Below are 18,750 nucleotides of genomic sequence, written 5' to 3'. Positions count from 1 at the left end.
CACGCTAGTGCGCCCCGCGAAGGCACCTGCGGGATACAGCCCGGAGTACGTCAACTGCCGTACCGGTAAGGGGCATGGGAAGCGGGGCGCCCGCTGCTCGCAGGGGGAGGGGCTGTTCTCGACGCGACGCGGGGCGGGAGCCGTGCATGCGGGGTCGCGGCTAGGAGCTGCCTCCGCCTCCGCCGCCTCCTCCGCAGCCGCCACCGCCGCCCCCGCCGCAGGAGGACGAAGAGCCTCCCCCGCAGCCGCCGCCGCCGGAACTCCCGCAGCTTGAGCCGCCGCATGCCGAGCTGCCTCCGCCGCACCACGCGATGGTGGTCCCGGAGCTTGCGTACGTCGAGGATGTCGCCGACGTACGTCCCGGGCGGACGCGGTGCGCGGCCTGTAGCTGCGCGCGCAGGTCGGGGTCGAGGACGCCGACCAGGCCCTCGACCGCCACGCGGTGCGCCGCGCCGGACACGTGCGCGCCCGCGGCGCGGTACTCCGCGAGAGCGGTCCGGCCCATGGCGGTCACCCTCGTCCGGGTGGCGCGGCCGCAGAGCAGGCCGATCAGGGAGCCGACGACCCACGCCACGACCAACACGATGGTCGACACGCTCACGGGGTCCCATGAAGGGCCGTCACCGTCCTCGACGGCGATGACCCCGATGACGAGGAAGAACCCGACGAAACTCAGGACGTTGTGCCGGATCTTCCGGCGCAGACGGTCCAGGACCTCGGGGCGCACCATCAGGCCACGCCGCGCCATCGTGTCGCCGATCGCCTGCACGGCGGCGCTGCGCATCACGCCGATACGCAGCCAGTGCAGGGCGCCGCTCGGCGCGGCGGCGTGCGCCTGGAGGACCGCGCCCTCCACGGCGTTACGGGCGTCGGCCGACTGGATCGCGACGATGCCGGGGAACGCGACGACGAGGCGTCCGTCCTCGTGCAGTGACGCGATCGCGGCGTCGGCGACCCTGCTGGGCCCACCGGCGAGGAAGGCGGCCTCCAACGGATCGAACACCGCGCCGTGCTGCGCGTCGGGCTGCGGAGGCGTCGGCTGCCGGATGCGGGAGACACCGACCAGCAGACCGGCCGCCGACACCCCGATCAGGATGGCGAAACAAGCCGACAGGATCTCCAAGACCATCGCCCCCTACCCCCGTCGCAGCGTGAATCGCGCCGCGCGCAACCACCGTGTGACCGGCCCCGCGTCCAACGGTGCGGGCCCGGACCGTTCGAGCCACCACCGTGTCAGCCTGCCGCGCGCCTCCGCGTCCTCGGGCTGCCCGGACAGGAGCAGCCGCTCGGCGAAGTCCAGCGCGTCACGCCGGTAGCCGCCGGACATCGGCCGGGTCTGGGCGTACGCGAAGAAGTCCGCGCGAAAACTCCCGCCGAGAATCTCCGGCAGCTCGGGCGCCACCTTCGCCACGACGTCCGCCCGCTTGCCGGTCAACGCCCGGCTCTGCACGGCAAGCCGGGCCCGGTCGAACCCTTCGGGCGCGGGCGTCCCGGCCACCAGGGCGGACAGGAGCGCGGTCTGCGCGAGGGCGAGCCGCTGACGGGTGGCGTCGGGCACCGCGGCAGCTTCACCGGTCGCCGGGGCTGTGCCGGAAGCGCCCTCACCGGAAGCAGGCGCCTTCGTCCGCACGGTCTCCCGTATCGCGTCGAGCTCCCGCTCCAGCTCCCGCGGCGCCGGAAAGTTCTCGTCCCGCTCCAGCAGGACACCCGGCGGGCTTACCCGTGCGGCCAAGTCCGAAAGGATCGCGAGGACCGGCTCGGGCACCGGGTGCGCGTGGCTGTCGTGCCAGACGCCGTCCCGCTCGAAACCACCGGCGACGTGCACGTACGCGATGGCCTCGACCGGCAGCTCGTCCAGGGCCTTCGACGGGTCCTCGCCGCGGTTGACGTGGTTGGTGTGGAGGTTCGCGACGTCGATGAGCAGGCGTACGCCCGTGCGCTCGACGAGCTCGTAGAGGAACTGTCCCTCCGTCATCTCCTCGCAGGGCCAGGAGATGAGCGCCGCGATGTTCTCCACGGCGAGCGGCACCGGCAGCGCGTCCTGCGCGATGCGCACGTTCTCGCACAGCACGTCGAGGGCGTCACGGGTACGCGGCACCGGCAGCAGGTGGCCCGCCTCCAGCGGCTGCGAAGCCGTCAGCGGGCCCCCGGCGCGTACGAACGCGATGTGCTCGGTGACCAGCGGCGAGCCCAGTGCCTGCGCGCGCTCGGCGAGCGCGGCCAGGCGCGTCTCGTCGGGGCGGTCGGCCCCGCCGAGGCCGAGCGAGACGCCGTGCGGCACCACGGTGACGCCGCGCTCGCGCAGCCGGAGGAGGGAGTCGGGGACGTGCCCGGGGCACAGGTTCTCCGCGACAGCCTCGACCCAGTCGATGCCGGGCATCCGTTCCACGGCGTCCGCGATCTCCGGACGCCACCCTATTCCGGTCCCCAAATGCTTCATGTTCCCCCTCCTCCGCCAAGACCCCGCGTCGTGCCCCGTGTCTTGGGAACGTGTGCAGGAGTCATGGCCCCGGCCGCAGCGGCCGAACCCCTGAGGAGGGACGTTCAGAGCTACATTTGAGGTTCCGGCCGGTTCGTGTTGACTTCGCCGGGCGGCGGGGGCGAAGGCCGTGACGTGGTGGACACATCGCCGGTCGGACCGGCCGCCGGGGGCACCGGAGGGACGCCGGAGGGCGGGGGAGGACCGCTGGGGCTGGCCGTCGCGGTGGCGGCGCCGCCGTTCGCGATGTCGTCGAAGTCGACGAGGCCGGTGGCCTCCAGCATCGTGATGTGGTCGAGGACCGTCTGGTTGGAATCGGTGGCCAGCTGCCGGATCAGGGTGTTGCGGGTACTGTCACGCACATCGGCGATCGCGCTGAAGACCTTGCCGTGCGATACCCGCAGCAGATTCGCGAACTTCCGCTGGTACGTCTCGCCGCTGGCCTCGGTCAACTCCTGCAGCCAGCCCTGCTGTTCGGCGGTGGGCTGGTTCGGCAGCTCCACGCCGAGCTGCGCCGCGACCGAACGGGCCCGCTTGTCGAGGTCCGTGTGGCCGACGATCAGATGGTCACCGGCCTCCTTGATCGCCTCGGTCGGCGCCCGCTCGACGGCCTGCTGGCCCGCGGGTATCTCCCAGAGGCCGGCGAGCCGCACCTTCACCAGCAGATCGCGGTCGGCGGCGGAGAGCGGACCCCACTGCGTGGCCACGGACCCGGCGGCCAGATTGGCGGGCCCCGTGCCCGAACGGTCGGCGTAGGACCACATGGGGAACGCGAGCGCGCCCAGAGTGACCACGAGTGCCGCGATGATCAGAGCCGTGCCGTTGATTCGCCGCAATGTGCCGTGCCTTCCTGCCCGTCAACCTGCCGTGGGGGCAAGCTACTTCCTGGTACCGGTTACTGGTACCGGGAGATACGGAAGAGGCGGGCGTGATGTTCAACGCTTTTCAAAGCCTTCCCTGTCCGGTGTGATGCCCCGGCGACCGCCCCAGGAGGGCCAGCATCTCCTCCAGCGGCGATGCACCCTCGCCGGTGGGCAGCGGCGGCGCGAACGCGGCTCCGGGGCCTCGGTGTTCGGGGTCCTTCGGGACCCGGCGGGCTACGTCGAGCGCGGCATCCACGACCGGCCGGGGGAGGTCGAGGCCGACGCCGATGTCGATTCCGAGGGTGGTGGCCACGTCCCAGGAGTGCACCACGTAGTCGAGCAAGTGGAAGCCGACGGCGGTCCGTCCCGGGAACGCCCCGCCGACCTCGGGCAGCGTGAACCCCCGCTCCAGGACACCCTCTTCGGCGAACGCGGCCAGCACGTGCCGCACCGACTCGTCATAGACCTTGAACGGGTCGCGGCCGAGATCCGGCGCGATCCAATACGTACGGTCGGCCCCCGAGCCCCGCGCCGCCGCCGCGAACCCGTGGTGTTGCGCGGCCATGTGCGCCACCAGATCGCGCAGCGTCCAGCCGGCGCAGGGGGAGGGGCGTTCCCAGTCGGTGTCGCGGGCGATGCGGAGGATGCGGAGTGATTCTTGGAGGGCGGTGCGGTCGAGTGCGATGAGGTCGTGCATGAGGTCTCAGGGTCCCTTCGGAGAGTTAACTACCATGTCTGGCCAGGGAGTTGGGTCGCCGATGAGCGTGCTCGCAGTCGCCCAGAGAGTGCCAGGGGCGAGCCCGTCCACCGCCCAGGCGGTGGCGCGCATCGAGCCCCGGCTCCGGTGCGCGCGGACGATCCGCAGATGGTCGGGGCGTCCGACGAACGCGTGCAGGGATCGCTCGTCGGTCCAGACCGAGACGGATCCCGAGCGCTTGCGCCACGGATCGATCCAGAGCCACATGCCGACGGCGCCGGGCGTCCGTGGCCAGGTCCGACGCAGTCGGAGCCCTGACAGGGCGATCGGCACGGTCTGGGTGTGCCGGTGGGCGGTGAACTCCGTGACACTCACCAGGAGTTGGCCCGGCGCGTGCACCTCCGGGCCCGCTTGCCACGGCGTACGCATGATCGATCGGGGGATCGGTGAAGACATGCGACGAGCTTAAAGCTAAACGAACGGTCGTGCTACTTGTTTGACCGGAGCGGGCCCGGAACCAGGTCGGCGGGGCCGCGCTCAGGAGTGTTCTGGTGCGGCGTCCAGGGGGGTCTGGGGGATTTGAGGGACCTGTGACGGGTCCGTCGCCGCAGCGCGCAGGCGTGCCGTGATGGCGGCGCCCGCCCTGCGGTAGACGCTCGGCTCGTCGTGCAGCACCGAGTGCGCGTTCGCCATCTCCATCAGCGCGATGAGCTCGAAGGCGAGCTGGGGGACGTCGGTGCCGGGGTGCAGCTCGCCGGTGTCGCGGGCCTCCGCGACGCACCGCTCGACCGTGCCGGTCCATTCCCGGTCGGCGAGGACCAACGCGTCGTGCACCGCGCCTTCGCGGGCGTCGAACTCGGCGATCACCCCGTGGAAGAAGCAGCCGCCGGGAAAGACGCGCTGTTTCGAGTAGTCGAGCCAGCGTGCGCACAGGTGCCACACGCGGTCGAGGCCGGGCGGGGACTGCGTGGCCGGTTCCACCACCGCGTCGAGGAAGATGCGGCCCGCCGCGCGGATGGTCGCGAGCTGCAGTTCCTCCTTGGAGCCGAAGAGCGCGAAGACCCCGCTCTTGCTGAGCTTCAGCTCGGTGGCGATGCGGCCGACCGAGAGCGCGTCCAGGCCCTCGACCGAGGCGATGTCGACCGTGCGGCGCAGGACGAGACGCCGGGTCTGGTTGCCGCGTTCGACGCGCCCGTCGAGCTTGGAGCCGCGTGGGCGGGCGGCGCCGGTATCTGCACCTACGCCAGCACGCACGCCTGCATCCGTGCCCGCATCCACGTCGTCGCTCGCGCCGAGCTCGCTCGCCATGTCGGTCTCCTCAGCGCCGTTCGGTCGTGCGTTTGTCGAGGTACATCCTCCCCCGTGGCACCGGGCTCGGGAGCGGCCTCGGCCCCACGGTCACCCTCGACGCGGGGCGGGAGGGTCTCCTCAACGCAGGGCGGGGTGGTCGGCCACCACGGTGCAGGAGCCGGGGGCGATCTCCGTGAAGCCGGCGTCCCGCACCACCGGCAGGCCGCTCGCCACGAGTTCGCGCCAGAGGGCGGCGTCCGGGGTGCGGACGGAAAGTGGGAAACCGGCGTCCCGCCAGGCCACGCGCTCCTCGTCCGACAGCTCCCACCAGGCCAGTTGGGCACCGTGCCCCGCCTGCGCCATCGCCTTGCCCGCCGACATGTCGACATCGGGGCTCATCCACAGGACCGGCGCGGTCGCGTCCGCCGGTGGAACCGCCTCCGGGTCGTCCAGGTCCGTGCCCGAGACCTGGAGGCGGGCCAGGTCCTTGGGCCAGCCGTCCAGCGGCACCGGCGGGAAGACGCGGACCTCTGCCGACTTGCCCGTCACCGTGATACCCGGGAGTGCCTCGGCCCGCCGCCACTCGGCGCCGCGGGCCCGCCGCACCACCTTGCGGATCCTGGCGTCCTGCCAGTCCCGCATGGCCTGCGCCCACTCGCCGTCGCCGCCGGACCGCTCGTCGCCGAGCATGACGAGCACCGCGCGGGCCGCGGTCTCCAGGGCGTCCGTACGGTGCGGGGGCTCGGCACGCTCGATGCGGGCCACCAGCGGCAGTACGTACTGCGGCGCTTCGTCGCGTGTCGTCTGCTCCACGCGGAAGGGGCTGTCCTGGGAGTCCGGGGTTTCCGGGGTGTCCTGCGGCTGGGGATTCCCGGCGGTCTGGTCGCTGCTCACGCGTCCAGTCTGCCAGGCGGAAGATCGGCGGTCGGGCCGGCCTGCGGGCTGGCATCGCGCAGGGGGTGAGCGCGCCGCTGCCGGGTCCGGGCGGCGGGTGGCAGGTGCCCGGTGGGTCAGCCGGAGCAGGCCGTGCGCTGCGCCTCGTGCCACTCACACACGGGGCACAGCGTCACACCCTTGTACGACTCCGGGTACTCGGTGGGCTCACGGCACAGCACACACTCGGCGAGCGGGCCCGAGTGGGAGGTGGCGGATGCGGTGTCGTCCATGTCGGCAGCCTAGCCGCGTGCGCGAGCCTCCCCCGCCGCCCTGATCTGCTCCGACACCCGGACGAACCGGAAGCCGCGCTCGCGCAGCTTCGGGACGATCGTCCGCAGGGCACGTTCCGTCGTGGGAGCCGCGCTGCGGGTGCAGTGCATGACGACCACCGAGCCGGGCCGCACCCCGTCGAGCACCTGCCGGGCCACCGCGTCGGCGTCCGTCGCGAAGGCGTCGCCGCTCACCACGTCCCACTGCACCGCCGTGACACCGCCCGGAGCCAGCGCCCGCAGCGCCCGCTTGTCGTAACAGCCGCCGGGGAAGCGGAAGTACGGCACCTGGCGCTCGACACCCGCCTTGCGGAAGGCGGCGAAGGCGCGTTCCACGTCGGCGCGCATACGGGAGGCGGGGACGGTCGGCAGGCCGTAGCAGCGGTCGGTGAAGGCGTAGTGGCTGTACGAGTGGTTGGCCACCTCGAAGAGAGGGTCCCGGCCGATGTCCTTGGCCTGCGCCGGGTACTCCTCGGCCCACCGCCCCGTCATGAAGAACGTCGCGGGCACCTTCAGCCGGCGCAGGGTCGACACCAGCGCCGGATTGTCGAACCGTTCACCCGCCGCGGCGCGTGGCCCCTGGTCGGCGGTCATGTCGGCGTCGAAGGTGAGCGCGACGGCGGGGGCGGCGGACGCGGGTGAGCGGGGGGCGTTCTTGAAGACGGGAGTGAGGCCCGCGGGGCCGGGGGCGAGCGTCGCCGGGCGGGGCGGTGCGCTCGCGGTGGGGCGCGCGGTCTTGTCGCGGTTGCCGGGTGCGGGGTCCGTACCGCAGGCGGCGAGTGCGGTGAGGGCGAGGGCGGTCAGGGCGCAGGCGGCGGTCAGTGTCCGTGTCGGGGCGATCATCTGGCGAACGTATCGACATAAAAAGGACAAACTGCCGAAGGTGGCGGCCACGCTGCCCAGCACTGCCCCGGACGGCCGAATCATCGCCCGCGCCGCTGACGCTGACGTACTGCCTGCGGCGGTGTCGGTGTCGGCGTTGGCGGGGCGGAGGGGCGACCGAAAGCCCATTGGGCACCGACCTGCCCGGCCGCCGGTGCCCCACGCGGCAGCCAGCAGCTCGCGCGGTCGTCAGTGCGACGTCAACTTCCTTACAGGAAAGCCTCGTTCGCCGACTTCAACGGGCCCGAGTCACCCCACGCTGCCCCTAGATCCAGCCGTCCAGCGACCCCATGTACGCGTCGAAGTCGTCGCGGTGGATGGTGTGCCCGGCGCCCTTGACCGTCCGTACCTCGAACCCGCGCCGCTCCAACTCCCCCCTCAGCTCGTCGGACACGAGGAAACTGGGGTCCGCGACCTGCACCAGTGACGGGACCGTCGGCGCGGCGGGCGTGCGGTCGATGGCATTCGTCCCGGAGACGGCGAGCGCGGTGTCCGGGTCCCAGACGGCCAGCGTGGCGACCTCGACGTCGAGATCGGCCTCGTCCCAGCGCGGGTTCAGATTCGCGATCGTCGTCCGGCTCGCATGCCGGAACTCGACGAATACGGAGGGGTCCACGCCTGGCGCACCGAGCGCCCACGCCGGGTCGGAGTACACGGCCCGTGCCGGCGCGAGCCGCTCCACGGCGAGGGCCAGCGCCATCCCGCCCAGCGAGTGCCCGACCGCGAGCTCCACCCCGCTCGGCACGGTGTCGACCAGGTCGTCCGCGAATATCTCCGCGCTGTACGGGCCGCGCCCGCTCGCCCCGTGCCCGCGCAGGTCGACACCGATCACCCGGTATCCCTTGTCGGCGAGGGCGGGTCCCACGCGGCGCCAGGTGCGGTGGTCCGACATGATGCCGTGGACCAGGACGGCGACGCGCTCGCCGGTGCCCCATTCGCGGGTGTGCAACTTCATGCTGATGACCTGCTTTCCAACGTCTGCCTGCCTTGCGGTGTTCTTCTTTCGAGCGCCTTGCTTTTCAGCGTCTCGCCTTTATACGTCTTGCTTTTCAGCGCCTTCTTTCGCAGCGTTCGTACGTTGTCCTTGCCGATGCCTCAGCGAACTCCGCGTATCGGGCGGACCGCGAGCGCGCCGAGGACGGACAGGACGGCGCCCGCGATGAACAGGGCCGTGTAGCCGCCGCCGTCACTGCCTCCGCAGAGCGAGACGATGACCGACGCGACGAACGGGGCCAGGATCTGTGGGCCCGCCTGTGCCATGTTCAGTACACCCAGATCGCGGGCCGCGTCGTCGGCGCTCGGCAGGATCATGGACACGAGCGCGTTGTCGACGGCCATGAAGCAGCCGAAGCCGAGGCCGTTGAGGGCGGCGAAGACGAGCATCGCGGTCCAGTTCGGCGAGACGGCGGGGATGAGAAGGGCGACGGCGGAGATCACCGCGGAGGCCGCGACGAACAGCTTGCGCCGGTCCATCCGGTCCGAGAGCACACCGCCGGCGACCGTGGACACGGCCATCGCGACCGCGCTGATGGGCGCGAGGACGGCGACGGCGTCCTCCGGGTCCATGCCGGCGGGCAGGGCGATGTGGTCCTGGAGTATGTAGAGCTGGTAGCCGAAGACGCAGAAGTAGCCGAGCACGAGCAGGGCGCGCCCGATGAACGCCCAGCGGAAGTCGCGGTGACGCAGGGCGCCGAGAAACGCCGCGAACTGCTTCTTGAGCGGGGCCGACGCGGGCTCATCCGACGTCTCCTGCTGCGGAGTTGGCTCTTTCCGCGCGGATGACCTCGGCTTCTCCCGGGCGAAGGCGGTGAACAGCGCCGCCGAGAGCGCCACGAACAGGCCGAGCACCAGATATCCCGTACCGAGGTGGTCGGCGAACACCGAGCCGATGAGCGCGCCGAGGGTGGAGCCGATCGGCAGGCCGATGCCGACGGCCGCGGACGCCCTGCCGCGGGCGGCGAGCGGCACGCGATCGGGGACGACCGAGGTGAGGGCGGCCTGGAAGACGTTCATCACCGCCTGGCCCAGACACCAGGCGATCGTCACGAGCAGCACCGTCCGGACCCCGCCGAGCAGGGCCATCGCGCCGACGGCGGCTATACCGCCGCCCAGAATCCAGGGATTGCGCCGGCCGCTGCGGTCGGAGAGGGCGCCGGCCACGGGGTTGAAGATGGTGGCGAAGACCGCGCTGACGCCGCTGACGAGGCCCAGCATCGCGACCTTGTCGGCCTTGTCGATGTGCTCGATCTGGAGGGGCAGCAGCACGCTGCCCACGCCGACGTAGAGCGTGTACATCGCGGTGTTGGCCAAGGTCAGGAGGGGCATGAGGCCGCGGGGAGTGCTGGGGGTGCCGGTGGTGTTGGGGGTGCCGGCGGTGCTAGTGGTGCCGGCGGCCGGGGGCGGCTGGTCCTGGTGAGCGGAAAGGGCCACGATGCCCTCCTCCTCAGAAGGTCGGTCGTGACGACCGAAGGGGTGGGTGACACGTGTAACTTGACACGTGTAAGTGCATTCCTAGCACCCGCCCCACGTCCGCACCAGAGCCGCGGCGGCAAAAAGCCGCAGTGAAAGGATGGGCAGCAGATGAACGGCAGCTCGGACCCTCAGAGGGGTGGCATGTCAGGTCCTCAGACAGGTGCGGGTGGGGTCGCGGGTCATCAGGCAAGCGGCACTTCAGGTCCTCCGAGGGCCGTGCCGACGCCGACCAGCACCTCTGTCGCCCGCCTCGCCGGTGTCTCACGCGCGACCGTCAGCTACGTCCTGAACGGCCTGGCCGCGGGGCGCGTCAGCGACGCCACGCAGGAGAAGGTCCGCGTGGCCGCCGAGGAGCTCGGATACGTGCCGCACGCCGCCGCCCGCTCCCTGCGCTCCGGCAGCAGCGGGCTCGTACTGATCGCCGTGCCCGCCGATACGGTGCCCGCCTTCGGGCCGCTGTTCACGAACTTCGTCGCCGCGTTCCAGGCGGAGTTGCAGGCGTACGGATACACCGGTGTGCTGCACGGTGCCAGTGCCGGGAACACCCCGCGGGACGCCGCCCGTGCCTGGGCCGAGCTGCGGCCCGCCGCCGTCATCGCCATGATCGGCGCCCCGCTCGACGAGGCCTCCGTCGAGACGCTGAAACGCTCGGGCACCTCCGCCGTCGTCTCCTACGGGCCGCCGCCCGCACCCGGCGCGCACGGTATCGCCATGGACCAGGAGGAGGTCGGCGCCGTGGCCGGTGCGCATCTCCTCGGAGCCGGGCATCGGCGTATCGGCGTCGTCGTCCCGGTCGAGCACGGCCTCGCCATGTTCAGCGCGCCGCGCCTGGCGGGCGTTCGGTCCGCTGCCGCCGCGTATCCCGACGCGCGGGTGGGACCGGTCGAGCTCGCCTACGCGGAGGAGTCGGCGGCGGAACTGGCCGCTGGCTGGCGGGACTTGGGCCTGGATGCGGTATTCGCCTACAACGACGAGTACGCCATGCTCCTGATGCGGGCCTTGCAGGACACCGGAATCGACGTCCCCGGCGAGGTGGCCGTCGTCGGCGCGGATGATTTGCTGCTCGGCAGGCTGCTGCGGCCGAGACTGACGAGCGTACGCATCGAGCTGCCCCCGCCCGCCGAGGTGGCTGCCTTGGTCGACCGCCTCATCCGCGAGCCGGACACGCCGCCGACGGTGCACGGGCGATCGACGGCGCACATCGAGGCCAGGGAGTCCAGCGGCAGGCAGGGGTGAGACTTCAACCAGCAGTCGGCAATTGACGACCTACAACTGCCGTCCAGCAAAAGACAACTGACGCGCCGCCACTTAAGGAAAGGCCTCACCCATGCGCTCCACCCTCTACAACGTTGCCTTCGACTGTGCCGACGCATACGAACTGGCCCAGTTCTGGAGCAAGGTGGTGGGCCACCCGCTCAACGACGACGATCTCCCCGGCGAATCGACCGCGGCCATCGCCCTGCCCACCGGTCTCCACCTCTATTTCGCCGAGGTCTCGGAGCCGAAGACCCAGAAGAACCGTGTCCACCTCTGCCTGCGGCCCGAGAGCACCCGTGACGCCGAGGTGGAACGGCTCCTGGAGATAGGTGCGACCGTGGCGGCGGACCGCCGGAACGCCGATGGCTCGGGCTGGGTGGTCTTCACCGACCCCGAGGGCAACGAGTTCTGCGTGCTGCGCAGCGCGGCGGAGCGTGCGGTCGGCGAAGCGGCCAGTTGTGACCGTGCCGCTGTGTGAGAGCACCGGGCTCGGTCCCTCAAGCCTCTACAACACCTTCGGCGGCAAGCGTCAGTCGTATCTGCGCGCACTGCGGCGCTACTACGAGACCAGCACCGCCGAGCAGGTGGCGATCCTGCGGGGCGAGGGCTTCGACCGGGTGGAAGGAGGAGCTGCGCGCGGTCGTGACGGCCGGAAGGCGCAAGGGGGAGCTCCGGTCGGCGGCCGACGCGTGGACCGTGGCCCGCCGGGTGCAGAGCACGTACTACGGCCTGCGCGTTCTCGCCCGCGTGCAGGACGACCGGCAGGCGCTGCTCGACACGGTGGAGAGCGCGCTCGCCGAGCTGTGACCGGCGGGTCTTCCCGGCGGCGCCCCAACGGCGCCCGCGTGCGCGGCACTTGAGTGCTGCCGGGTCGCACAGAATCGGCGCGTCATCGCCGCGGGATCTTTGTTCACGTGCAGTATCCCCAGAAGTAGCGGCGGCTGGTTGGATGTGCGACGCCCACCCCCCGTTCGGACGCCCATCCCCGTTCTCAGGAGATTCAGTGCCGCACCCAGCGCTGCGCAGGACGCACGCCGCCGCGATCACCACGGTGCTCGCCGCGGCCACACTCGCCGCCGTCGCTCCGTCCGCGACCGCCGCCGACGCGCCTGCCGCCTCTGCCGACACTCCCGCACTCAAGGTGCTCTCGTACAACGCGTTCCTCTTCAGCAAGACCCTTTACCCGAACTGGGGTCAGGACCACCGCGCCAAGGCCATACCGGCCGCGGACTTCTTCCAGGGCAAGGACGTGGTCGTCCTCCAGGAGGCCTTCGACAACTCCTCGTCGGACGCGCTGAAGGCCAACGCCGCGAACCGTTACCCGCACCAGACCCCCGTCATGGGCCGCAGCAAGGGCGGTTGGGACGCCACCGGCGGGGCGTACTCCTCGGTGACCCCGGAGGACGGCGGCGTGACCGTCCTGAGCAAGTGGCCGATCCTGCGCAAGGAGCAGTACGTCTACAAGGACGCCTGCGGCTCCGACTCGTACTCCAACAAGGGCTTCGTCTATGCCCAGTTGAACGTCAACGGCACGAAGGTGCACGTCGTCGGCACCCACGCCCAGTCCACCGACCCGGGCTGCGGTTCCGGTGAGGCGGCCGCGACGCGCGCCCTGCAGTTCAAGGAGATGGACGCCTTCCTGGACGTTAAGAACATCCCGGCGGGCGAACAGGTCATCGTGGCGGGGGACTTCAACGTCGACTCCCGCAGCGGTGAGTACGCCTCGATGCTCGCCGACGGCGGCTTCGCCCCCGCCGATGGCCGCGACGGGCACCCCTACTCCTTCGACACCCAGGACAACTCCATCGCGTCCGAACGCTACCCGGACGACCCCCGCGAGGATCTGGACTACGTCCTGCACCGCAAGGGCCACGCCCGCCCCGCCAGCTGGCGCAACGAGGTGGTCAAGGAGCAGAGCGCGCCCTGGACGGTCTCCAGTTGGGGCAAGGAGTACACGTACACCAACCTGTCCGACCACTATCCGGTGATCGGCTCCTAGAGCCTGACCCGAGCGCCCCTGGGCGCTCGGGTCAGAGCCGGTCAGCTCCGGTCAGGTCCGGTGCCAGGGGCCCGTCACCGCGAACGTGGTGCCGGGGGTATAGCAGTTGACGTACATCGTGTCGTGGTCCGGTGAGAACGAGACGCCCGCGAACTCGCCCCACTCGGGCTCATCGGGGGTGCCGATGTTCTGCCGGCCGCGGGCCATCGCGTAGACCTCGCCGCGGCGCGTGAGGCCGTACACGTGCTGGGCGCCGCCCCCGTCCTCGGCCACCATCAGGCCGCCGCTGGGCGCGAGGCAGATGTTGTCGGGGGACTCGCCCGGCAGCTGGATGTCGGTGCTCGGGCCGAAGACGATCACCAGGGTGAGGCGGCGCTTCGACGGTTCGTAGCGCCAGATCTGCCCGAAGTGGTCGGCCGCCGAACCCTCCGCGCTGTGGGCGAACGACGAAACGAAATAGACGGAGCTTCCGCCCCAGTAGCAGCCCTCCAGCTTCTGCGCGTGCGTGATGCCCTTGGGCCCGAAGTCCTGGAGGCGGATAGGAGTTTGGGCGGCGAGCGGATCCGGTACGTCGACCCATTCGATGCCCGTGAAGCACGCGCCCGTCTCCTGGACCGCGGACAGGTCGGGTACGCCCGGCACGCGCATGGCCTGGAGCTTGCCGCCCGCGCGGAGCGAACCGCGGCCGCCCTCGGGCTTCTTGGGCAGGAAGCGGTAGAAGAGGCCGAAGGGCTTCTGGAAGGCGTCCTCGGTCTCGTAGACCACGCCCCGCCTGGGATCGACGGCGATCGCCTCGTGCTGGAAGCGGCCCATCGCGGTGAGCGGCACGGCTCCGGTGCGGCGCGGGTCGACGGGGTCGACCTCGAAGATGAAGCCGTGGTCCTTGGTGTAGCCGTTCGTGCCTGCTTTGTCCTCGGTCTCCTCGCAGGTCAGCCAGGTGCCCCAAGGCGTGGGCCCACCCGCGCAGTTGACCGCGGTCCCGGCGATCGCGACGCGCTCGCCCAGGACGTTGTTGTGGCGGTCGAGCGCGAGCGCCGTACAGCCGCCCTTGCCCATCGGGTCGTAGGTGAGGCCCTTGACCGTGGGCACGGGGACTCTGCCGTCCGCGCGGTTCTCGTGGTTCCGGACGAGATGGGTGCCGCCCTTCCTCCCTCGGAAGGCGGCCATGCCGTCGAAGTTGCTCGGCACCTTGCCCTCACCGGAGGACAGTGCGTCGCCCTCCCGGGAGAGGACCTTGTAACGGAAACCTTTCGGCAGATCGAGCAGCCCGGCGGGGTCGGGCACCAGCGGCCCGTACCCGGCCTTGCCCTGCGCGGCAGCGCTCCCCGCGAAGAGTTCAGTGAGCGCACCGGTGAAGGCGATTCCCGCACCCACCGCACCGGTACGGGCTAGCACTTGCCGTCGTGTCGTGGACATAAAAGGTCGACCTCCTGCTGGCGGACAGGAACATGACCGGATGTGTGTACCACGCGCTTGGGCGTGCGGGAACCACGCGCGTAGCGGTGAGTCGCTACGGCTTTACGAGGCCCCTCGCGTCCCGTGCGAGCGCCGTGAGCCGGGAGATGGCCCGGAAGTACTTCTTCCGGTAGCCGCCGTTCAGCATCTCCTCGCTGAACAGCTGGTCGAAGGGGACGCCCGATGCCAGTACGGGCACCTCGCGGTCGTACAGCCGGTCGGCGAGCACGACCAGGCGCAGGGCGGTCGACTGGTCGGGGACCGGCGTGACGTCGGTGAGGCAGACGGCCCGGAGGTCGTCGGTGAGCGCTCCGTACCGGCTGGGGTGGACGCGTGCGAGGTGGTCGAGCAGCTGCGGGAAGTCGTCGAGGCTCGCGCGGTCGGTCGCGTACGCGGCCTTGGTGACCTGCTCCTCCGAGTACGGAGCGGGCGCCTCCGGAAGACCCCGGTGGCGGTAGTCCTCGCCGTCGATGCGCAGCGACTTGAAGTGGGTCGCAAGACCCTGGATCTCGCGCAGGAAGTCGGCGGAGGCGAACCTGCCCTCACCGAGCTTGCCCGGCAGGGTGTTCGAGGTCGCGGCGAGCGCGACGCCCTCGTCGACGAGCCGTGCGAGCAGCGAGGAGACGAGCACCGTGTCGCCCGGGTCGTCGAGCTCGAACTCGTCGATGCAGAGCAGCCGGTGACCGCTGAGCGTGCGCACGGTCTGCTGGAAGCCGAGCGCCCCGACCAGGTTCGTCAGCTCGACGAAGGTGCCGAACGCCTTCTGCTCGGGCGCGGCGGGCGTCGCGTGCCAGAGGGAGGCGAGGAGGTGGGTCTTGCCCACGCCGTAACCGCCGTCGAGGTAGACACCGCGGGGGCCCGTGGGGGCGGCGGGCTTGGCGCGGCCGAACCAGCGCTTCTTGCCCGACCCGGATGCGTGCGCCCCGCCGAGCCCGGCGGCGAAGCCGCTCAGGACCCGCACGGCCTCGGTCTGGCTCGGCTGGTTCGGGTCCGGTATGTACGTATCGAAGCGGACGGAGTCGAAGCGCGGCGGCGGCACCATCTCGGCGACCAGACGGTCGGCGGGCACATGGGGCTCGCGGGCGCACAGCGACAGGGGAGCCGCTTCGGCTATGGGGCTCTGCCCGGGGGCGGCGGTGGAGGACGACACGGTTCCTAACTCTAAGCGCCGTGCAAGACTGCTGGACATGCGACGCCTGTTCCCTGTGACCGACCAGACAGACGAAACATCCGTACGACCGGACGAGACATCCGTACGAGCGGACGAGGCATCCGTACGAGCGGACGAGGCATCGGTACGGGAGTGGGAGCTCGGGGAGCTCGCCGACGCGTACGCCTACCCGCCGGGCGACGCCCCCTGGCTGCGCGCCAACATGGTGTCCACGCTGGACGGGGCGGCCCAGCACGACGGCCGGTCGCACCCCATCTCGAACGCCACCGACATGCGGATCTTCGGCACCCTGCGCTCGGTCGCCGATGCCGTGGTCGTGGGTGCCGAAACGGTACGCCAAGAGGGTTACCGCCCGGCACGCGCGCGTGAGGCCTTCGCCGAGCGCAGGGCTGCGGCCGGGCAGACGGTGGTGCCCGCGATCGCGGTCGTCAGCGCGAGCCTCAACCTGGATTTCACCCTTCCGCTTTTCACCTCGCCCCTGGTGCCCACACTCGTGGTGACCGGTGCGCAAGCGCCCGCCGACCGGGTCGCGGCGGCCGAGAAGGCGGGCGCGGTGGTGGTGGTCGCGGGGGAGGGCGCCGTGGTCGAGCCGGAGCGGGTCGCGCCCGCCCTGGCCGAGCGCGGCCTGACCCGGCTGCTCACGGAGGGCGGGCCCCGGCTGCTCGGCCAGTTCGTGGCGGCGGGCGCCCTGGACGAGCTCTGTCTGACGGTGTCCCCGATGCTCACCGCGGGGGACGCGCAGCGGATCGCCTGGGGGTCCGCGCTCGCGGTCCCGGAACGCTTCGCACTGGCTTCCGTACTGGAGGAGGCCGGGTTCCTGTTCACCCGATACCGTCGAACCTGACAATCAGCGGAATCAGCCGTTCCGTTTCGCTTCCGTTGGGCACACTAAAAGTCGCAGACCCCGTGCGGCCACGGGGCAGGATGGTTTCCGCAGGGGCCTGCCGAGACAGACTCTCGGCAGCCCACGGATGAGAAGGGCGCCTGTCGTGTTCACAAGCGTATTGATGATCGAGAAGGCCCTGACCTCCGCCGACGTGGAGTTCGTCACCACCTTGCACGGCGAGGAGACGGTCACCTTCCGGGTGCTGCTCCAGCCCCGCGGCGACCAGGCGGACCGCCTGCTGCGGGCCATCGACGACGTGGCTCTGGGGGAGCTCGACGAGGCGGCGAAGGAAGGGGACGTCCCCGAGGGGCAGGACGCCACGGCCCCCGCGCAGAAGGCGCTCGCCGTCTCGCTGACGGCCCTGCGCGCGTCGGGCTGCGACGCGACCGGACAGCTGATCGAGGACCACCCGCTCGACGCGCTCAGGCAACTGGTCGACGAGGCGAACGCGGACGAGGTCATCGTGCTGACCGACCCGCACTACGTGGAGGAGTTCTTCCACCGGGACTGGGCGTCCCGTGCCCGGCACAAGGTGGGCGTGCCGGTCCTGAAGCTGTTCTCGCACACCGAGGACTAGGAATTAGGCTGGGCCGGCCCAGTTACTAGGCTGGACCCCGCCGGGCCGCACGGCCCGGCGCGTTCAGTCGCCGTCACACCTGGAGAAGAACCTATGGCACCCGGCCTTCCCACCGCCATGGACCGACCGCACTTCATCGGCATCGGCGGCGCCGGAATGTCGGGCATCGCCAAGATCCTGGCCCAGCGTGGCGCCAAGGTCGCCGGCAGCGACGCGCGGGAGTCCGCGACCGCAGAGGCCCTGCGGACCCTGGGCGCCACGGTCCACATCGGCCACGACGCCGCGCACCTCGCGTCCGACGCGACCTGCGTGGTCGTCTCCTCCGCCATCCGCGCCGACAACCCCGAGCTCGCCCGCGCCACGGAGCTCGGCATTCCGGTCGTGCACCGCTCGGACGCGCTCGCCTCCCTCATGGAGGGCCTGCGTCCGATCGCGGTGGCCGGCACGCACGGCAAGACCACGACGACGTCGATGCTCGCCGTCACCCTCTCCACCCTCGGCCTCGACCCCTCGTACGCGATCGGCGGCGACCTGGACGCGCCGGGCTCGAACGCGCTGCACGGCGACGGCGACATCTTCGTGGCCGAGGCGGACGAGAGCGACCGCAGCTTCCACAAGTACGCGCCCGAGGTCGCCATCGTCCTGAACGTGGAGCTCGACCACCACGCCAACTACGCGTCGATGGACGAGATCTACGAGTCCTTCGAGACCTTCGCGGGCAAGATCGTCCCCGGCGGCACCCTGGTGATCGCGGCGGACCAGTCGGGCGCGGCGGAGCTGACGCGGCGCGTGCGCGACGCGGGCGACCTGAAGGTCGTCACGTACGGCGAGTCGGAGGGCTCCGACCTCCGCATCCACAAGATCACCCCGCGCGGCCTGACCAGCGAGGTCACGGTGATCCTGAACGGCAAGTTCCTGACCTTCACGGTCTCGGTCCCCGGCCGCCACTACGCCCACAACGCGGTGGCCGCCCTGGCCGCGGGCATCGCCCTCGGCATCCCGGCGCACAACCTCGCATCGGCCATCGGCTCGTACACCGGCGTCAAGCGCCGCCTCCAGCTCAAGGGCGAGGCCGCGGGCGTACAGGTCATCGACTCGTACGCGCACCACCCCACCGAGATGAGCGCCGACCTGGAGGCGATGCGTTCCGCCGCGGGCGACTCGCGCATCCTCGTCCTCTTCCAGCCCCACCTCTTCTCCCGCACGCAGGAGCTCGGCACGGAGATGGGCCAGGCCCTGGCCCTCGCGGACGCCTCCGTGGTCCTCGACATCTACCCGGCGCGTGAGGACCCGATCCCCGGCATCACCAGCGCCCTGATCATCGACGCGGCCGTGGCGGCGGGCGCCGACGTGCGTGCCGTCCAAGACAAGGCGGAGGCCGCGGCGGTCGTCGCGGGAATGACGCGGCCCGGTGATCTCGTTCTCACCATGGGAGCGGGCGACGTCACGGACCTCGGCCCGCAGATCCTGTCAGAGCTGTCGAAGTAATCGACCGCGGTTCTCGAAGTAAGGGGTTC

Annotated in this window: 20 protein-coding genes; 7 read left to right on the top strand and 13 right to left on the bottom strand. The window is 71.1% G+C overall.

Translation table 11 applies throughout. From position 1 onward, the window contains the following. Nucleotides 1-160: 160 nt before the first annotated feature. The 11 genes from ACIBCK_RS12545 to ACIBCK_RS12495 form a co-directional block, all read right to left on the bottom strand. Nucleotides 161-1,129 carry a TIGR04222 domain-containing membrane protein gene (locus tag ACIBCK_RS12545; RefSeq protein WP_399389435.1) on the bottom strand — a complete coding sequence of 323 codons (969 nt, stop codon included), beginning with the start codon at nt 1,127-1,129 and terminating at the stop codon, nt 161-163. 6 nt (nt 1,130-1,135) lie between these two features. Further along, on the bottom strand, nt 1,136-2,440 hold the full coding sequence (locus ACIBCK_RS12540; protein WP_399389433.1) for a DUF692 family multinuclear iron-containing protein: 1,305 nt from the start codon (nt 2,438-2,440) through the stop codon (nt 1,136-1,138). Nucleotides 2,441-2,550: 110 nt separating this feature from the next. Further along, nucleotides 2,551-3,315 carry a DUF4142 domain-containing protein gene (locus tag ACIBCK_RS12535; protein ID WP_367045757.1) on the bottom strand — a complete coding sequence of 255 codons (765 nt, stop codon included), beginning with the start codon at nt 3,313-3,315 and terminating at the stop codon, nt 2,551-2,553. A gap of 109 nt (nt 3,316-3,424) precedes the next feature. After that, nucleotides 3,425-4,039, bottom strand: coding sequence for a TIGR03086 family metal-binding protein (locus ACIBCK_RS12530; protein WP_399389431.1), 615 nt, complete (start codon nt 4,037-4,039; stop codon nt 3,425-3,427). A 6-nt stretch (nt 4,040-4,045) separates the two neighbouring features. After that, nucleotides 4,046-4,495: a hypothetical protein gene (locus ACIBCK_RS12525; protein ID WP_399389430.1), complete on the bottom strand. Its 450-nt coding sequence runs from the start codon at nt 4,493-4,495 to the stop codon at nt 4,046-4,048. Nucleotides 4,496-4,576: 81 nt separating this feature from the next. Beyond that, nucleotides 4,577-5,347: a TetR/AcrR family transcriptional regulator gene (locus ACIBCK_RS12520; protein WP_399389427.1), complete on the bottom strand. Its 771-nt coding sequence runs from the start codon at nt 5,345-5,347 to the stop codon at nt 4,577-4,579. A 120-nt stretch (nt 5,348-5,467) separates the two neighbouring features. Further along, a complete protein-coding gene (locus tag ACIBCK_RS12515; protein ID WP_399389425.1) occupies nt 5,468-6,223 on the bottom strand; it encodes an aminoacyl-tRNA hydrolase in 756 nt (251 codons plus the stop codon). Nucleotides 6,224-6,339: 116 nt separating this feature from the next. Beyond that, a complete protein-coding gene (locus ACIBCK_RS12510) occupies nt 6,340-6,495 on the bottom strand; it encodes a hypothetical protein (protein WP_399389423.1) in 156 nt (51 codons plus the stop codon). Nucleotides 6,496-6,504: 9 nt separating this feature from the next. Then, nucleotides 6,505-7,377, bottom strand: a complete 873-nt coding sequence (locus ACIBCK_RS12505; protein ID WP_399389422.1) for a polysaccharide deacetylase family protein — start codon at nt 7,375-7,377, stop codon at nt 6,505-6,507. A 304-nt stretch (nt 7,378-7,681) separates the two neighbouring features. Beyond that, nucleotides 7,682-8,371, bottom strand: coding sequence for an alpha/beta fold hydrolase (locus tag ACIBCK_RS12500; protein WP_399389421.1), 690 nt, complete (start codon nt 8,369-8,371; stop codon nt 7,682-7,684). A gap of 140 nt (nt 8,372-8,511) precedes the next feature. Further along, nucleotides 8,512-9,846, bottom strand: a complete 1,335-nt coding sequence (locus ACIBCK_RS12495) for an MFS transporter (RefSeq protein ID WP_399389419.1) — start codon at nt 9,844-9,846, stop codon at nt 8,512-8,514. Between the two features lie 258 nt (nt 9,847-10,104). Between ACIBCK_RS12495 and ACIBCK_RS12490 the strand changes: the two genes are divergently transcribed. The 4 genes from ACIBCK_RS12490 (at nt 10,105) to sph (ending at nt 13,144) form a co-directional block, all read left to right on the top strand. Then, nucleotides 10,105-11,124: a LacI family DNA-binding transcriptional regulator gene (locus tag ACIBCK_RS12490; RefSeq protein WP_399389418.1), complete on the top strand. Its 1,020-nt coding sequence runs from the start codon at nt 10,105-10,107 to the stop codon at nt 11,122-11,124. Nucleotides 11,125-11,215: 91 nt separating this feature from the next. Further along, on the top strand, nt 11,216-11,623 hold the full coding sequence (locus tag ACIBCK_RS12485; RefSeq protein WP_399389416.1) for a VOC family protein: 408 nt from the start codon (nt 11,216-11,218) through the stop codon (nt 11,621-11,623). Beyond that, nucleotides 11,620-11,952 (top strand): TetR family transcriptional regulator C-terminal domain-containing protein, encoded by a 333-nt coding sequence (locus ACIBCK_RS12480; RefSeq protein ID WP_399389414.1) that lies wholly within the window; start codon nt 11,620-11,622, stop codon nt 11,950-11,952. Before ACIBCK_RS12485 ends, ACIBCK_RS12480 begins: the two co-directional genes overlap by 4 nt. A 196-nt stretch (nt 11,953-12,148) precedes the next feature. After that, nucleotides 12,149-13,144, top strand: a complete 996-nt coding sequence (gene sph, locus ACIBCK_RS12475) for a sphingomyelin phosphodiesterase (RefSeq protein WP_399389412.1) — start codon at nt 12,149-12,151, stop codon at nt 13,142-13,144. 51 nt (nt 13,145-13,195) lie between these two features. On the opposite strand, the gene ACIBCK_RS12470 is transcribed toward sph, so the two are convergent. Both ACIBCK_RS12470 and zapE read right to left on the bottom strand, forming a co-directional pair. Continuing rightward, nucleotides 13,196-14,560 (bottom strand): PhoX family protein, encoded by a 1,365-nt coding sequence (locus ACIBCK_RS12470; protein WP_399389410.1) that lies wholly within the window; start codon nt 14,558-14,560, stop codon nt 13,196-13,198. A gap of 94 nt (nt 14,561-14,654) precedes the next feature. Next, on the bottom strand, nt 14,655-15,749 hold the full coding sequence (zapE, locus tag ACIBCK_RS12465) for a cell division protein ZapE (protein ID WP_399389408.1): 1,095 nt from the start codon (nt 15,747-15,749) through the stop codon (nt 14,655-14,657). On the opposite strand from zapE, the gene ACIBCK_RS12460 reads away from it, so the two are divergent. The 3 genes from ACIBCK_RS12460 to murC all read left to right on the top strand — a co-directional run bounded on the left by ACIBCK_RS12460 (nt 15,712) and on the right by murC (nt 18,721). Further along, a complete protein-coding gene (locus ACIBCK_RS12460; protein WP_399389406.1) occupies nt 15,712-16,614 on the top strand; it encodes a pyrimidine reductase family protein in 903 nt (300 codons plus the stop codon). The two genes, zapE and ACIBCK_RS12460, sit on opposite strands and share 38 nt — an antisense overlap. Before the next feature lie 145 nt (nt 16,615-16,759). Next, the gene (locus ACIBCK_RS12455) at nt 16,760-17,233 is read left to right on the top strand and encodes an indole-3-glycerol phosphate synthase (protein ID WP_399389404.1); all 474 of its coding nucleotides are present in this window, start codon (nt 16,760-16,762) and stop codon (nt 17,231-17,233) included. Nucleotides 17,234-17,326: 93 nt separating this feature from the next. After that, on the top strand, nt 17,327-18,721 hold the full coding sequence (gene murC, locus ACIBCK_RS12450; protein WP_399389402.1) for a UDP-N-acetylmuramate--L-alanine ligase: 1,395 nt from the start codon (nt 17,327-17,329) through the stop codon (nt 18,719-18,721). Nucleotides 18,722-18,750: the final 29 nt, after the last annotated feature.

Source organism: Streptomyces sp. NPDC051218, from assembly GCF_044455475.1.
Lineage (GTDB): Bacteria > Actinomycetota > Actinomycetes > Streptomycetales > Streptomycetaceae > Streptomyces.
The sequence above is the reverse complement of the archived record's forward strand: the minus strand, read 5'-3'. Positions and strand labels throughout refer to the sequence as shown.

Coding starts and splice junctions, on each gene's coding strand:
- ACIBCK_RS12545 (WP_399389435.1), bottom strand. CDS start 1,129: ATGGTCTTGGAGATCCTGTCGGCTTGTTTCGCCATCCTGATCGGGGTG.
- ACIBCK_RS12540 (WP_399389433.1), bottom strand. CDS start 2,440: ATGAAGCATTTGGGGACCGGAATAGGGTGGCGTCCGGAGATCGCGGAC.
- ACIBCK_RS12530 (WP_399389431.1), bottom strand. CDS start 4,039: ATGCACGACCTCATCGCACTCGACCGCACCGCCCTCCAAGAATCACTC.
- ACIBCK_RS12525 (WP_399389430.1), bottom strand. CDS start 4,495: ATGTCTTCACCGATCCCCCGATCGATCATGCGTACGCCGTGGCAAGCG.
- ACIBCK_RS12520 (WP_399389427.1), bottom strand. CDS start 5,347: ATGGCGAGCGAGCTCGGCGCGAGCGACGACGTGGATGCGGGCACGGAT.
- ACIBCK_RS12510 (WP_399389423.1), bottom strand. CDS start 6,495: ATGGACGACACCGCATCCGCCACCTCCCACTCGGGCCCGCTCGCCGAG.
- ACIBCK_RS12505 (WP_399389422.1), bottom strand. CDS start 7,377: ATGATCGCCCCGACACGGACACTGACCGCCGCCTGCGCCCTGACCGCC.
- ACIBCK_RS12500 (WP_399389421.1), bottom strand. CDS start 8,371: ATGAAGTTGCACACCCGCGAATGGGGCACCGGCGAGCGCGTCGCCGTC.
- ACIBCK_RS12485 (WP_399389416.1), top strand. CDS start 11,216: ATGCGCTCCACCCTCTACAACGTTGCCTTCGACTGTGCCGACGCATAC.
- ACIBCK_RS12470 (WP_399389410.1), bottom strand. CDS start 14,560: ATGTCCACGACACGACGGCAAGTGCTAGCCCGTACCGGTGCGGTGGGT.
- ACIBCK_RS12460 (WP_399389406.1), top strand. CDS start 15,712: ATGGGGCTCTGCCCGGGGGCGGCGGTGGAGGACGACACGGTTCCTAAC.
- murC (WP_399389402.1), top strand. CDS start 17,327: ATGGCACCCGGCCTTCCCACCGCCATGGACCGACCGCACTTCATCGGC.